Annotated in this window: 15 protein-coding genes; 8 read left to right on the plus strand and 7 right to left on the minus strand. The window is 45.2% G+C overall.

Going from position 1 to position 15,417, the window contains the following annotated elements:
* Positions 1-39: 39 nt before the first annotated feature.
* Complete coding sequence (locus tag G511_RS0101005) at positions 40-777, minus strand: DUF1223 domain-containing protein (RefSeq protein WP_169565699.1); 738 nt, start codon at positions 775-777, stop codon at positions 40-42.
* A 103-nt stretch (positions 778-880) separates the two neighbouring features.
* The gene (locus tag G511_RS0101010) at positions 881-1,798 is read right to left on the minus strand and encodes a LysR substrate-binding domain-containing protein (protein WP_028467947.1); all 918 of its coding nucleotides are present in this window, start codon (positions 1,796-1,798) and stop codon (positions 881-883) included.
* Between the two features lie 273 nt (positions 1,799-2,071).
* On the opposite strand from G511_RS0101010, the gene G511_RS0101015 reads away from it, so the two are divergent.
* The 7 genes from G511_RS0101015 to G511_RS0101045 all read left to right on the plus strand — a co-directional run bounded on the left by G511_RS0101015 (position 2,072) and on the right by G511_RS0101045 (position 8,431).
* The gene (locus G511_RS0101015) at positions 2,072-2,542 is read left to right on the plus strand and encodes a TRAP transporter small permease (protein WP_028467948.1); all 471 of its coding nucleotides are present in this window, start codon (positions 2,072-2,074) and stop codon (positions 2,540-2,542) included.
* Position 2,543: 1 nt separating this feature from the next.
* Positions 2,544-3,842: a TRAP transporter large permease gene (locus G511_RS0101020; RefSeq protein ID WP_028467949.1), complete on the plus strand. Its 1,299-nt coding sequence runs from the start codon at positions 2,544-2,546 to the stop codon at positions 3,840-3,842.
* A gap of 28 nt (positions 3,843-3,870) precedes the next feature.
* Entirely contained in the window at positions 3,871-4,863 is a 993-nt protein-coding gene (gene dctP, locus G511_RS0101025; protein ID WP_028467950.1) for a TRAP transporter substrate-binding protein DctP, read from the plus strand.
* A gap of 169 nt (positions 4,864-5,032) precedes the next feature.
* Positions 5,033-5,407, plus strand: a complete 375-nt coding sequence (locus tag G511_RS0101030; protein WP_028467951.1) for a (2Fe-2S)-binding protein — start codon at positions 5,033-5,035, stop codon at positions 5,405-5,407.
* Positions 5,400-6,893: an FAD-dependent oxidoreductase gene (locus tag G511_RS24780; protein WP_051221383.1), complete on the plus strand. Its 1,494-nt coding sequence runs from the start codon at positions 5,400-5,402 to the stop codon at positions 6,891-6,893. Before G511_RS0101030 ends, G511_RS24780 begins: the two co-directional genes overlap by 8 nt.
* Positions 6,890-8,017 carry an NAD(P)/FAD-dependent oxidoreductase gene (locus G511_RS0101040; protein WP_028467952.1) on the plus strand — a complete coding sequence of 376 codons (1,128 nt, stop codon included), beginning with the start codon at positions 6,890-6,892 and terminating at the stop codon, positions 8,015-8,017. Before G511_RS24780 ends, G511_RS0101040 begins: the two co-directional genes overlap by 4 nt.
* Positions 8,018-8,083: 66 nt before the next feature.
* The gene (locus tag G511_RS0101045) at positions 8,084-8,431 is read left to right on the plus strand and encodes a RidA family protein (protein WP_028467953.1); all 348 of its coding nucleotides are present in this window, start codon (positions 8,084-8,086) and stop codon (positions 8,429-8,431) included.
* A 77-nt stretch (positions 8,432-8,508) separates the two neighbouring features.
* On the opposite strand, the gene G511_RS0101050 is transcribed toward G511_RS0101045, so the two are convergent.
* Positions 8,509-9,246: a dienelactone hydrolase family protein gene (locus tag G511_RS0101050; protein ID WP_028467954.1), complete on the minus strand. Its 738-nt coding sequence runs from the start codon at positions 9,244-9,246 to the stop codon at positions 8,509-8,511.
* A 185-nt stretch (positions 9,247-9,431) separates the two neighbouring features.
* Here G511_RS0101050 and G511_RS0101060 point away from each other — a divergent pair, with 185 nt between their 5' ends.
* Positions 9,432-10,610, plus strand: coding sequence for a PQQ-dependent sugar dehydrogenase (locus tag G511_RS0101060; RefSeq protein WP_051221385.1), 1,179 nt, complete (start codon positions 9,432-9,434; stop codon positions 10,608-10,610).
* Positions 10,611-10,689: 79 nt separating this feature from the next.
* Here the strand turns inward: G511_RS0101060 and G511_RS0101065 are convergent, their stop codons facing one another.
* From G511_RS0101065 to G511_RS0101080, 4 genes are all read right to left on the minus strand, one after another.
* Positions 10,690-11,538, minus strand: a complete 849-nt coding sequence (locus G511_RS0101065) for an ABC transporter permease (RefSeq protein WP_028467956.1) — start codon at positions 11,536-11,538, stop codon at positions 10,690-10,692.
* A 4-nt stretch (positions 11,539-11,542) separates the two neighbouring features.
* Positions 11,543-12,817 carry an ABC transporter permease gene (locus tag G511_RS0101070; protein WP_051221387.1) on the minus strand — a complete coding sequence of 425 codons (1,275 nt, stop codon included), beginning with the start codon at positions 12,815-12,817 and terminating at the stop codon, positions 11,543-11,545.
* A 124-nt stretch (positions 12,818-12,941) separates the two neighbouring features.
* Positions 12,942-13,997, minus strand: coding sequence for an ABC transporter substrate-binding protein (locus G511_RS0101075; protein ID WP_028467958.1), 1,056 nt, complete (start codon positions 13,995-13,997; stop codon positions 12,942-12,944).
* Between the two features lie 60 nt (positions 13,998-14,057).
* A complete protein-coding gene (locus tag G511_RS0101080; protein WP_051221389.1) occupies positions 14,058-15,179 on the minus strand; it encodes an ABC transporter ATP-binding protein in 1,122 nt (373 codons plus the stop codon).
* Positions 15,180-15,417: the final 238 nt, after the last annotated feature.

Below are 15,417 nucleotides of genomic sequence, written 5' to 3' on the forward strand. Positions count from 1 at the left end.
CGCTACTAATAAAAGGACGTGTATGTTGCTTGTGCATTGTTACTTTAACCAGCCTCCTGTGGCTTGTAATGGCTGTGAGTTATCCGCTGAAGTAAGCCATACAACAAGTGCTTGGCGTTGTGATGTATCGAGTTTAGATAAAGGTATGTCCACGTTTTGTGCTGGAAGCTGCACGTGCTCTTTTTGAACGGCCACAAAGTTATGAAGCATGTTTTTCCCTTTGTTCTCGCCTGAAGTCACGTTGGATCGTTGATCAAATGTCATCAATACAAGATGTGCAGTCAAGTCGGTAGGTGCACTTTGGTCACCTTGGTAATTGATAGATACCTGCTGGTTATCATCTACATTAACGGTTAAATGCCCACCTTTTCTCGTGGGTGTATCGGGCAGTTTCTGGCCTAAGAAAAACCCACGCCATTCCTTACCATCTACAACCCAGCCTGGCGTATATATGCTATTAATTGCCCCTGATTTCTTTAACCGGTATTGGCGCTCTGTAAATAGGGGCTGTGCATAAGTATCTTTCCAGCCAATGTAATCCCAGTAATCAACATGGAACGCTACGGGGAGCCGCTTGCTCCATAGCTCGGGGTCATTCAGTAAAGTATTTAAATTACGATCAGCCGGAGGGCAGCTAGAACAGCCTTCTGATGTGTATAACTCAATAAGTTGCGGTACAGCGCCTGATTGCTCGAAAAGCTGTGAAGCAGAAGCAGTGATAGGAAGTGCTGCACTGGCCATGAAAATCAGGCCTGCAAAAAGAGAAGGGTGAGTCATAATGTGTTCTCGCGGTTGGCTCAACGGGTTGAAGCGTATTTTATATAGCTTTATGACAGGTGATAAACAAGAGAGTTCAGCTAGGTACTGATATCTCTTGTGCTTATTTGAATTGTTCATTCATTCTTTCAATTTCATCAGCCAGAATACTAGTAAAGCGACTGGCTAAAACAGAGGCTGGTCGGTGAGCGGGGGTAAGCACAGATACTGATAGTATTATATCTGGAGTGAAGCGTCGGAAGGTGAGTTTAGCGTTATCGTCAAAACGATCTAGGTAACCACTGGCTGTCATTGGATCACAAATACAGTAGCACAACCCTTCTTCCACCAACTTTAATGCGGGTTGAAAGTTTCTTAATTCAAACCGGGGAGTGAACTTTGCTCCTGATGTTTTAAAAGCAGACAGCGTTGATTGATAGTTGGGATGATCCTCTTCTAATGTGGCAAGCGGGCTGTCTGATAGATCTTGTGGTGTGAGAAACTCTTTTTTTGCTAGCTCGTCATCTTTACGAAGTGCGCAGACGCATTGTAACTCGAATGTTTTTGCGGTTAGGGCCCTATTAGGCGGTGGTGTTTCTGCTAAACCAACATCATATTGTTGCGATGTGACCCAGCCTTCGATGACAGACGAGGCGCGCATCATCATTGATACATTGACCTTGGGTTTATCTCTTACAAAGTCAGCGACTAATCTTGGCATAAGGTAATTGGCAGCAGCTGGCATACAGGCAATGCGCAGGCGCCCTTGTTCAAGACCAGCAATTTCTTTCATAGTGCGAGAGGTTTTATTAAGGCGGTTTAGAATGTGCTCGGCTTCTTCAAGAAAGTAGTGCGCTTCTGGTTTTCTGATGAGTCTCCCGCGCTGCCTTTCAAATAACTCAACACCTAACTCTTCTTCTAATGTAGCAATCATGTTGCTTACAGCAGGTTGTGTTCTTTGTAATGTACGGGCCGCTTCTGAGATAGAGCCTGTGCGCATTACTTCCCGAAAACACTGAAGCTGGCGAATGGTGATGTTCATCGTTGGCTGCCTTTTTCTACAAGTTTCATTCTGAATACTTTCTTAAAACATTGCTCAGTGAATGGCTAAAGATTCGAAAATTACACTGCTTATAAAGAAAGTAAAGCTACGGGTAAGTTCCAGAAATTCTTAACTCCATGTTATTACTAAAAATAACCAATATCCATAATTTAATATTATGGATATATCAATATTTTGAAATTGATTTTATACCTAGGGGTTGTAATTATGACCCTACAAATAATGATAAGAAATGTGGTGAGGAGCTTCCTGATGAACAAATTTGCTAGCTATCTACTAACCGGGCTGATTTGCCTGGTAGCAGGTGGTCAGTTTATCCAAGTAATCACACGTTACGTGCTTGAAATCCCAGTTATGGGGTTGGAGGAATCGCTGCTGTACCCAACGTTGTGGTTGTACATGTTAGGTGCAGTGAATGCTTCGCGTGAAAACACGCATATTCGAGCTAACGTGTTGGAAATTTTCCTGAAGACCAAGCAGCAAGTCACGGTATTGGCTATTGTCGGCGAGGTGCTGAGTTTGGTTATCGGTTGCTGGCTCACGTATTGGGCATGGGACTTCACCAAATACTCTCTGCGTGTATGGAAAGAGAGCCCAACGCTCTACATTCCTACTTTCTATGTTGATGTGGCCTTGTTGATTGGCATGGTCTTGATGATGCTTTACACCGCGTGGCACTTGTGGAACCACATCTGCGACCTGACTACTGATAAGGAGCAATAAAATGATAGAAGTTGCACTGATAGCAGTGGCTGTTCTGGTTGTTGTGTTGACCTTGGGCTTGCCACTTCCTTACTGTTTTGGCGCAGGCCTGATGGTGATGTATTACTTAGGTGATGTCATCATGAAAGGTAATATGCTGTGGGGGTTCCAGCAGCTAGGTAACCCAGTTCTGTTAGCGATACCGCTGTTTGTTTTTGCTGGTACCATCATGAGTGTCAGTGGCATAGCCGCCAGTTTGCTCAACTTTGTTAATATTTTTGTGGGGCACTTACGTGGTGGTCTTGGCGTAGTCGCGACCGTTAGTTGTGCATTGATTGGTGCTATTTCAGGTTCGGGTTTGACGGGTGTTGCGGCCATTGGTCCGCTCCTCATTCCTGAAATGGAAAAGCAAGGCTATCCGCGTGAATATGCAACAGCGCTTATCGCGAATGCCTCGCTATTAGGGCTGTTGATTCCACCAAGCGTTACTATGATTGTCTATGGCTGGGTGACCGATACTTCTATTTTGGCATGCTTTCTGGCGACTCTAGGGCCTGGTCTATTGATCATGTTTAACTTCTCCGTGGTTAACATTTGGTTAGCTCGAAAGTTTCCTTTGGTTTTGAATGAGCGCCTTAAAGGTAAAGCGTTTGTCGCTGAAGCAACGACTCGTGGTTTTAATGCGACGCCTGCACTACTGATGCCCGTCATTATCTTAGGTGGTATTTACGGTGGCATTATGACACCGACTGAAGCGGCAGCTGTTGCGGTTATTTATGCTATTCCAGTAGGTTTCTGGATTTATAAAGGACTTGATCTAAAGACATTTTTAGCGGCAGCAAAAGAAGCATCAACCTCTGTGGGTACCATTATGTTGATGATCTTGTTCAGTATGATTTTGTCACAGATCTTTGTGGTAGAAAGCGTACCGCAGGCAATCGTCGAATCAATTTTCGAAATTACTGAAAACAAAGCTGTTTTATTAGTTTTGATTAATATTTTGCTCTTCTTGGTCGGCATGGTTGTTAACGATGTCACCGCTATTATTCTGATTGCTCCGCTGCTTCTGCCTTTGATGGGTGCGCTTGGCATCAGTCCTATTCAGTTTGCTGCGATTATGGGTGTGAATACTGCGATGGGTGGTGTTACACCTCCTTACGCTTCAATCCTGTATCTCGGTGCCCGCATTGGTAAGGTGCCGGTAACTAAAGTTATCCGTCCTGCCATGCTACTGATTCTTACTGGCTACCTGCCAGTAGTATTCCTGACATCGTTCTGGGACGACCTATCGATGTTTTTGCCTAACTTCTTTGGCTACTAAAAATCTAAAAACGAAAGAGGATTCTGTAATGAAAAAGTCACTTTTAACCACAGCAGTACTAGCGAGTACTTTAGCATTCACTACTATCAGTGAGGCTGCTGAGCTAAAGATTAGCCATATTCGTCCTCAGGGCGCGACGATTGACTTAGAGCTTAAAGAGCTTTCAGCTGATATCGAAAAAGCGACAGGTGGAGATTTGAAATTAAAGATCTTTGCTGCCAGCGCGTTGGGCGATTACACCACAGTACAAGAACGTATTTCCATTGGCGCTATTGATATGGCAGTACAGCCTGCTGCAACAGCGACATCACGTAGAATGCAGATCAGTGCATTTCCGTATGTGGCAGCTAACTGGAAAGATGCACAGAAAATTTATGGTCCAGGTGGTGCAATCAACAAGGCCATGAAAGACCTGTATGCCAAGCAAGATATAGAGATGCTGGCTGCTTACCCTGTCTACTTTGGCGGCGTAGCTTTGAACCGTGATGCGGTTTCACCGGGTAATCCTGATGTAGCGAAAGGTATTAAAGTACGTGTGCCTGGGATTAAAAGTTTTCAGCTAACAGCAGATGCTCTGGGTTATATCAGCTCTCCTATCCCGTTCTCTGAAGCATTTACTGCCGTGCAGACAGGTGTTGTTGATGGAGTAATTGGTTCGGGTGCAGAAGGTTATTACGCATCTTTTCGTGATGTTACCAAAACCTATATCCCAGTGAACACCCACTTTGAAGTGTGGTACATGATTGTAAACGCTGAAACCCTAGCTGATTTGGATGATGAGGATAAGACAGCATTACGTAAAGCCGCCTCTGATTTTGAAGTGCGTCGCTGGGCTAAAGCTGAATCTGATCAGACAGCTAACGAAAAGAAGCTTGAGGCATACGGAGCTACCATCGTTAAGTTAACCGATAGTCAGTTAGCCGCTGCTGCTGCAAAAGCGCGTGCCGAAGTATGGCCACAAATTCTGGAAGATGTTGGTGCTGAATGGGGACAGGAGATCCTAGATCAGATCGCTAACTAAGGGTTGTAGTTAACACTGCTGTTAGCACTACTTTTTCCATGAGTGTTTGCCCGGTGCCATGCCTTTGTCGGTCACTATTAATTAGATATATGAGTTTTCGACATTTATTTAGATTGTGTCGCCGGGATTTTTTTACCCAAAATCTGCCATTGAAGATAGGTATGAGGATATGTTTCGTTCACTAAATGACAAGCAGAGTCAGCGTTCATTAGTCAATCTGACAATTAATGGTATGTTGGTGACAGCACCCCAAGGTCAGACGGTTTGGGCTGCTATGGCGTTGGCGGGTGAAACCACTACTCGGCTATCTCCAGTGACTTTCAAAGCGCGCTCGGCATATTGCGCCATGGGAGTCTGTTTTGAATGTATGGTCGAAATTAACGGAATGCCAAATCAACAAGCATGCCTTTTTGAAGTGAAAGAGGGTATGGCTGTTCGCTCTCAAAAAATCACAGAACAAACTTCATTGCTTACTTCTTCTGAGATAACCCCTTCTGATGCTATATCAATGCTAGCTGAGAATGTGGGAGGACATCATGGCTGATAATCTTACGGCTCCTTCTTTCAATAACAGTTATGACATTGCCATTATTGGTGCTGGCCCTGCGGGTATGTCTGCTGCGATTACCGCAACAAAAGCGGGTGCACGCGTTGTGGTGCTTGATGATAAACCACGCAGTGGTGGTCAAATTTACCGTAATGTCGATGCCAGTCCTTTGGCTAATTCTGCTGTTTTAGGTGAGGATTACCTTAAAGGAAAGCAGATTACCGCTGCCTTTAAGCGCAGTGCTGCTGAGCATATTTGTGGTGTTAATGTTTGGCATGTGGGTAATAACGGTGAGGTATTGTTCTCATTAGAAGGAGAAACTCAACGGCTAACCGCACGACAGATTATTGTTGCAACCGGCGCTATGGAGCGTCCATTTCCTATTCCTGGTTGGCATCTTCCAGGTGTGATGTCTGCGGGCAGTGCGCAGGTGATGCTTAAGTCCGATGGCCTAGTAAGTGATGGTGCTGTGTTTGCCGGAACAGGGCCGTTGTTATATCTGATAGTAGCTCAGTATCTGCGCCTTGGCGTTAAAGTTAAAGCGCTGGTGGACACCACCCCTAAGACAAATTATGTACGTTCTATGTCTGAAATAGCAGGTGCGTTGAGTGCGTCTGCTATGTTGATTAAAGGGCTAGGCTTGATGAATGAAATTCGCAAGTCAGGTACTCAAGTGTATCGTTTTGCAGATAACCTCCAAGTCATGGGTAGTGATACCGCTGCTGGAGTATCTTTTTGTGTGTCAGGTAATTCGCATGAAATTGTGAGCGATCATGTTTTTTTACATCAGGGTGTGATCCCTAATTTAAATATGACTCGGGCCCTAGGAGTACAGCACCATTGGTGTGAGCAGCAGTTGTGCTGGAAACCTACCACCAATAGCTGGGGCCAGAGTTCACAGAGTTTTGTTTCAGTGGCAGGTGATTCTAGTGGTATCGTCGGTGCCGATTCAGCGGCTGCGATGGGACGAATTTGTGCGCTGGGGCAGCTAGTGAGCCTTGGGCTGATGAGCGAGCAACAGGCCGTAACGGAAGCGGCTGAAGATCAACGCTTTATGGCTCGCCAGCAACGATTTCGCCGCTTTATAGACTGTTTATACCGACCTATAGACCAGCATCGCAAGCCGACAGATGAGAATACCGTTGTGTGTCGATGTGAAGAGCGCACGGTTAAAGATTTAAAGCAGGGCTTTGCTCAAGGTGGCAGAGATCCTAATCAGCTGAAGAGCCAGACACGCTGTGGTATGGGGCCTTGCCAAGGGCGCATGTGTGGCCATACGGTCAGTGAGTTGTTAGCCGACTGGCGGAACGAGCCTGTGGCCGACGTTGGTTATTATCGGTTACGGACGCCTATGCGATTAGTAACCTTACAAGAGTTAAGTCGTTTTACCGATGTGGCGCCTGCGGTTACTCCTTCTATTATTCATTCTACAAAGTCATCTTCTAGTGGAAAGGGCAGTAGCCTTGAGGAGAAACCACAATGACGGCTATTCGAAAAAGTGATGTGCTAGTGATTGGTGGTGGTATCCAGGGTTCTTCCACAGCTTATCATCTAGCTCAACGAGGCATATCAGTTGTTGTGCTTGAAAAAGACACAGTGTCGCGCCATGCATCAGGCGTGAATGCCGGTGGTATTCGTTTATTAGGGCGTAATATTGCAGAAGTTGAACTGAGTAAAGCGGCGATGCATATGTGGCATCAGCTGGATGATGAGCTTGATGCTGATACGGGTTTTAGAGCGCGCTCGTTGATCAATGTTGCGGCGGATGAAGCAGATTTGAACACCTTGCGCAGTCGTGAACAGCAGATGCATGGCTTGGGATATTTTCATGAAGTCATGCTCGACCAGCAAGAACTGCGTGAGCGACTTCCGCACGTTGCTGATCATTGTGTTGGTGGTGTGGTATCCGAACAAGATGGTTACGCGATTCCATTTCACTCGACTCAGGCTTTTCGTATTGCCGCCGAGCGCAAGGGCGCACTGTTTTGTGAAGGTGAACAAGTACAGCAAATTCGAAAAGTCGGTGATAGCTGGTTAGTGTCTACCGCTACACAGCAGTATCAAGCAGAGCATCTGGTGAATTGTGCTGGTGCATGGGCTGATCTGATATCAGTAATGATCGGTGATAATGTACCGATGTCATATAGCGCACCAATGTTGATGATTACGGCTCGAATGCCGCATTTTGCTACACCGGTAGTCGGTGCTGTGAGTCGTCCCTTATCTTTTAAACAGTTTGAAAATGGCACGGTACTCATTGGTGGCGGCGCTAAAGGATTTGCGGATCGAGCTAATAACACTACGCGCCTAGATTACAGCTTGTTGGCCAGTGGTGCGCACAACGCAATCGAGTTTTTCCCTATTATGAAAACCGCCTGCATCAACCGTATGTGGTCGGGCTTAGAAGCCTATATGCCAGACAATTTACCTGTTATCGGTAAAAGTGTCCGCAGTGAGAATGCTTACCATGCTTTTGCCTTTTCGGCGCATGGTTTCCAGTTAGGGCCGGTTATCGGCCAGGTGATGACTGATCTAATCAGTGAAGGTAGCAGCCGTTTTGATTTAGACCCCTTTAAGATTAATCGCTACGAACGAAAAGTGCTGTAAGCCTCCTGCTTGAGAGTGAGTTATAACGGATTTATCGTAAAACCTGATATTTAAAGAGACTTGAAAATGACAATAGAACGCATTGGCTCAAATGCACGTATGAGCAAAATCGTGAAGCATAACAATACTGTTTACTTGTGTGGTCAAACGGCGAGTGATGACGCGTGGGATACAGCAGAACAAACTCGGCGTTGCTTACAGCAAGTAGAAGAGTTGTTGAATGAAGCAGGCTCTTCTGTTGAAAAGATCTTGTCGGTTACTATTTATGTGCGTGACATGAAAGACTTTGCTCAAATGAACGAAGTGTGGGATGCGTGGGTTGCTGATAAGCCAAAACCAGCTCGTGCTTGTGTAGAAGCACATATGGCTAGACCGAATGTCTTGGTCGAACTAACCGTTGTTGCCGCTCAGTAAGTTAAGGCAATACAAGTTAACTGGGAAGCACAAAAGCGCACCCTTGAAGTAGTGCGCTTTTGTTACTTAAGCCTATTTTATTGTGTCACTTCGCTTAGAAACTCAATAAAACGTTGCCACGACTTTTTATCAGCGCCTTCTCTATAGCGGTCAGAATTAAATACGGTAAATGCATGTGGCGCACCACTGTAGGTAATCATCTCGTGCTCAACTCCGCTGCTTTCAAGGTCAGTCGCCAAGGCTGCAAAACTGTTCATTGTTATGGCGGTATCTGCGCTACCATGCATGATCAGCAGTTTGCCCTTTGTTTGGCTATAGTTTTGGTCTTTGGGAGTGGATAGCCCGCCGTGAAACGTTGCAAATCCTTTTACTTTTACACCTGATCTGGCCATTTCTAAAGCCGCCGCACCACCAAAGCAGTAGCCCATAACAACTGTGTTACTTGTATTGGCACCTTGTGTTTTTGCTGTATCCAATGCAGTGCTTAACAAATTTCTCATTTTTGTTCGGTCTTTGTAGAGTTCACCTGTATGTTGGCGTTTGTCTTGCATTTTTGTGGGGCGTACTCCGGCTCCAAACAAATCAGCAGCAAAAACAGAATATCCCATTTTAGCGAGCATATTAGCGCGCGTTATTTCGTAGTCTGTTAAGCCGTCCCAATCGTGGATAAGTAGAACCAGAGGCGCATCTGTAGAAGGGCTGATGTAATACCCCTGATAAGACTGACCATTCACTTCATAATTTAGGTGTTGTCCTGCTGCGTTAGCAGAGCATGAGATAATTAAGCCCAGTAAGGCAAGAAGATATGTTTTCATGATAGACCTCCATTACTTGATCTTTTTAGATAAGAAGGGTCTCGTTACTGCAGAGGTTTATGTGTTAAGAATTGAGTGTAATACGACTGAGACCGGAATAACTAGCTATTTTAAGTCTCTATTTGAAGAGCTCTAAGGATGAATTAGTCTGTACCAGGTATCAAATATAGAGGGATAGTATTCATATGAAGCAGCTAAAGCTTTTGTTGTTGGCCAGTGCGGTGATGCTGCTTGCCAGCCCTGTTAATGCATTACTTCTTCAGCCGCAAACGATAAATGTGAACGGCAACTATTATAAAGTTAATGTCCCACAAGGTTATATTCTTGAAGTGTTAACAACCGATGTTGACCGTCCCAGAATGTTAACTTTCCACCCAGATGGTAGTTTGTTTGCAGGGTCTAGATCAGGCAATGTATACCAGTTAACACAACCATATGGCACAGTTGAAACACTCAAATCTCGTTTTAGATACCCACATAGCGTGGCTTTTAGGGGCGAGCAAATATATATAGCAAGTGAGGAGGGCCTTTACCAAGGTAGGTACACATCAGCAGACTATTTACGGATTCATGGATTGCAAAAGGTAATGGAATTGCCGGTTGGTGGACATAGTAGCCGGACGGTGAAAATAGGCCCTGATCAGCGTATTTACATGAGTTTGGGTATCTCCGGAAACTGCAGTAATGAATATTTGGGCCCCGGTTACTCTATGCAGAACAAGCGGGGAGGTGTGGTGGTGCTCAATGAGTCTGGCATACCTATGTGGGAGACTTATTCGAGTGGTTTACGCAACCCTGTGGGGTTTGATTGGTCGCCTTATGATAGAGAGCTTTATGCCAGTAATAATGGCCCGGACCATTGGGGTTTTGAACAACCGCCTGAGCAGTTTGTGCATTTAACTAAGGGTTCTTTTCATGGCATGCCATGGTACCAATATGATGGTGACCAGATAAAACGGGATAACTGCATTAGTAGAACGCCACCTCGCGCTTTAAATGAGGTCAAAATCCCCGTGGCTATGTTTCCTGCCCGCAATGCACCCATGGCGGTAGCGTTTGTTCCTATGAGTGATGGGGTAAGCGAGCTGCAGAATGAGTTTTCAGGTAATGCGCTGGTGGCGTTACACGGATCATGGGCAACCCAGTATGCGGGTGACAAAGCGAGCCGACGCCCTCCTAAGCTAGTGATGGTGCGTTTTAACAAGGGTAAACCTAGCGGTGTGGAAGATGTACTGACAGGGTTTCAACTCAGTGATGGCTCACGTTGGGCTCGACCCGCGGGTGTGGCGGCTGGGCCGGATGGTGCTATTTATATGAGCAGTGACGGAGTGCCTTCTGCAATATTTCGGCTACGTAGAATGTAGATTGCAGAAGACTTAGGCTATGGGAAATTTTGCTTATAAGAAAAGCTGAGCGACTGAGCTTCCTCAGTCGCTGTTTACACTAGACTTCTCCACTGCGTATGCGCTCACTGCGCGCACGTAAGTACTCAATTGTTAGTAGTAATAACCCGGAAATAACTACGAGCAACACGGCGACTGCCAGAATCGTAGGGTTGATCTGTTCTCTTAGTCCGGAGAACATCTGACGAGGGATCGTCCGTTGTTCTGGCCCTGCTAAGAATAAGATAACGACGACTTCATCAAATGATGTAACAAAGGCAAACAATGCTCCAGAAATAACGCCGGGGCGAATCAAGGGCATTATGATTTTGAAAAAAGTATAAACAGGTGGTGCCCCTAAGCCTAATGATGCCCGCATTAATGAGTAATCAAAGCCAGATAACGAAGCATTTACCGTAATGATGACAAACGGTGTACCGAGCGCGGCATGCGCGATAATGACGCCCAAGTAGCTTCCCGAAAGACCAAGTTGCGTATAGAAAAAGTACATCCCTGCTGCGGTGATGATTAATGGAACAATCATCGGAGAGAGCAGCATCGCCATGATCACTCTTTGAAAAGGCATCACTGGGTTAGATAACCCAATCGCTGCAAATGTACCTAAAAAAGTTGCCAGTATGGTTGCGCATAAGCCAATAAAGAAACTGTTCTTGATGGCTAATAGCCACTTATCATCATTGAATATTTCGGCATACCATTTTAGCGAATATGCGTCAGGGTCAAAAGTAAGCATCCCTTCAGTGAAAGTGAAATAGGGCTCTGCATTGAACGATAGCGGGATAATAACCAGTATCGGTATCATCAAAAATGCTAGCACTAACCAAGCAGTGAGACGTAGCCCGTGCATGCCTGCTTTTTGCCAGAAAGAGAAATATTTTGGAAATTTCATGGCATTACCCCAGCTTAATATTGCTGACACCAACCAAACGGTCGTAGAGCCAGTAAAGGGCGAGAATTAAGGCGAGTAACAAGGAGCCAAGCGCAGCGGCTAATTCCCAGTTGTTAGACGACTGCATGTGGAAAGCAATAATGTTACTGATCATTTGCCCATCGGTTCCGCCGACCAAGGCGGGTGTAATGTAGTAACCGATGGATATGATGAAGACGAGTAAAGCACCGGCGCTGAGCCCAGGAACTGTCATGGGTAAATAGATACGAATGAAAGCAGGAATAGGTTTAGCCCCCAGAGACATTGCTGCTCTGAAGTAGCTTGGATCAATTCCTTTCATCACGCTATAAAGCGGTAAAATCATGAAAGGAAGCAGAATGTGTGTCATGGAAATGACCGTTGCAGATTGGGTATACAGCATCTCAAAGGGTTCGCTTATCGCATGTATCGACTGCAAAAAGGTGTTGACCACGCCATTGGTTTGCAGCAAAGCAATCCATGACGTTGTACGTACTAATAGTGAAGTCCAAAAAGGCAGCAAGACAAATACCATCAGTGTATTGGCTGTTTTAGGTGATGCAGTAGCTAGGTAGTAGGATAGCGGGAAGCCAATAATCGCCGTTAAAAAGGTGATCATAAGCGCTATTTTTAAGCTTTTTAAATAGAGCCTGATATAAACCTGAGTATCACGGGCAACTATTTCCCCTAAGCTGTTACGGTCTAAATCGAGGGCCGTAAGATAAGAGTTTGCAGTAAAGACCGCTCCAGAGGATTTCATCACCCTCCAAATTTCGACCTCCTTCCAATGTGGCTTGCTTGCGAATAGGCGTGCAGCCCCTTCGGTTTTGAGTAGTTCGGTGTCGAGCTTTTTGAATTTGCGTGCTGTGGATTTAATGACACTCGAGGTGCCGGGCATCGCACGGTTGATCTCTTCGCCTAATTTACCGGATTTACGTTTAAGTGCGAGTTGCTGCAGTTCGACTGCAAAGCGGTTGAGAACGGCATCATCAGGGCGATTATCACCCTTCTCATCCCAACTTGAGAGGGCTTCTAGTGTGTCAGGTATTAATTGAGCAACCGTAGGATGGTAAACACTACGGTAAAGCATGGTGCCTATCGGAGCGATAAAGGCAATCATGACAAATATGAGCAACGGAGTAACAAAGGCAAACGCAATAAGCTTGCGTCGGCGTTGCATTTTTCTACTTTGCGCCATCTCCTCGTCGGTCAGTGTAGACCGTACTCGAGGTGCGTCATTGCTAAGTTCAGCTTGAGACATAGAAGCAGCCCTTTTTTAGAAGACGACGGGACATACGAGACCCGAAAATAGTCAGGTTGCCTCAACTAGCAGAAAGTACTTCTACTAGTTGAGTGATCCATAAATAATAAAGTTAACGGACGGTTTAGTTGAGTAGCCACTCGTTGAACTTCTCGCCTAAAGACTCACCATAATCAGCCCAGAATTCACCTGAAGCTTGTAAGCCTTCATCCAGATGCGCCGAAGGTAGTTTAGGGATGATCGCAGGATCAACATAAGTATATGAAGACTGACGCGTCGGGCCGTAAGCTACATCTTGCATACCACTTTCAGGTTTTGAGCTAGTAGCAAAACGGATAAAGTCTTCTGCTAAGGCTTTGTTTTTTGTGCCTTTTACAATAGCCCATACATCTAAGTCGTAGATATGTGCATCCCAGACCATTTCGAAGGGTTTATTGTCACTCTGAATAGCATCAAAAATACGGCCGTTAGCAGACTGAACCATAACCGCACCACCATCATTTAATAGTTGTGGTGCTTGTGACCAGCTATCAAACCAAACGAGGTCATCTTTGATGGTGTCTAATTTAGCAAAAGCGCGTTTCTGTCCTTCTGCAGTAGCAAGTACATCGTAAACTTTCTCTTTAGCTACACCGTCAGCAATGAGTGCCCATTCCATATTCACTTGCGGGCGTTTACGTAGAGCACGCTTGCCTGGGAATTGTGATGTATTGAAAAAGTCACCAATGGTGCTTGGTTGGCCACCTTTGATGGTTTCATTGTTATATGAATACAAAACAGTCCAAACAATATTACCTACACCACATTCGTTGGATAATGCTTGGGGAGAGAAGTCTTCACTGGCAGCAACGCCATCATCTCCAGGCGGTAATGTATCGTGAGGGAATACTTCTAAGAGTCCTTCAGAACAGGCTCTTTCAAGATCGATTACTTCAATATCAACAACATCCCAAAGAATGTTTCCACTTTCTACTTGAGCCTTGATCTCAGCGATACCACCTGAGTAATTCTCAAACAGAATCTTGTGTCCTGTCTTAGCCATATAAGGGTCGAGCATATGCTTTTGTTGTGCCGCGCCGTATGCTCCGCCGAATGATACAGCGGTGAACTGATCGGCCATTACAGGGGCTGCTGCTGTGCATAGCGCGAGCGCCGCGCCGAATCGTTTGAGTGCTTTCATTTTTATTTTTCCTCTTACGTTTTCTTGCAGTTTATTGCTCTTTATTATGTGTATTGCTCATTAAACAGAACGATCTAATGCTAATCCTCCAGATGTGGACCAAGTGAGCGTTGTTATAGCACCACGTTGCAGAACGGGAGCATCTTGATCGTTCAGTGTTTTGACCATTAGCTCGGTGCCTGAGTTAAGTTTAAAGAAGTAACGAATAGAGTCCCCAACATAAAGGCGGGTAGTGAAATTAGCCTGAATGCTATTCTCCATTGAATGCTCGCTAGCAATAAATAGGTTTTCAGGGCGAATGGTCAGCATGCATGGAGCACCTTCCGCAGGGCAGTTATCATTGCCCGTTGTTGCGAGTGTTCCATCGATCAGTTCTACTTGCGCTAAGCCGTTTTCAATTCGTTTGACGGTGCCAGGGATACGATTGTTTTCGCCTATAAAGTTGGCAACAAATGAATTAGCGGGTTGCTCGTAAAGTACTTCAGGTGCCGCGCACTGCTCTACGATTCCGTCGTTAAAAACAGCGACCCTGTCAGACATGGTCAGTGCTTCTGTCTGGTCATGCGTCACATAAATTGCCGTGAATCCAAGATCTTCATGTAGACGTTTTATTTCGAACTGCATCTGCTCACGCAGGTTTTTATCGAGAGCACCTAAAGGCTCATCCATTAAAACAATGCTTGGTTCAAAAATCAGTGAACGGGCAAGGGCCACACGTTGTTTTTGCCCGCCGGATAGCTGTCCTGGGTAACGTTTAGTAAAAGTAACCAGCTCGACTAAGGCAAGAGACTCTTTGACTCTGCGCTCGATCTCAGCATTGGGGATTTTACGAACTTTTAACGGGTAGGCCAGATTTTCGTAAATAGTCATGTGTGGAAACAAAGCGTAATGCTGAAATACCATCCCAATATTACGATGATAGGGCGCAATATTCGTAACGGGTTCACCGTTCACTAAAATGCTACCGCTGGTAACATCTTCAAACCCGGCTAACATCATCAAGCAGGTTGTTTTTCCTGAACCAGAAGGGCCCAGTAAAGTCACAAACTCGCCTTTCTTTATATCAAGATTGAAATCCTTAACGACCAGGTTTCTTTGATCATAGCTTTTTTTTACGTTAACAAAGCGTACGTATTGGTCGTCGGCAGTGGATGAGCTGCCAGAAATGGAAGAGTCTGTCATCTGGGCGTATTCTCCATTCTTGTTATTATTTTTGAGTTAATACAACAACACAAAAATCTATCTGAGAGAGTGTTTCCATGAAAAATCATGTTGAACTGATTTAGTTTGGAGTTCAAGTGTTGCTTGCGCTCAGTCTAAAGCCTCCCCTTTATCATCTATTACTTTGTACGGTTTTTTAATGATTTCGTTGAATGAAATAGGCATGGTGAGACCTTTTTTATTTTTATTATCAGACGGT

This window comes from Neptunomonas japonica DSM 18939 (genome assembly GCF_000422765.1).
GTDB lineage: Bacteria > Pseudomonadota > Gammaproteobacteria > Pseudomonadales > Balneatricaceae > Neptunomonas > Neptunomonas japonica.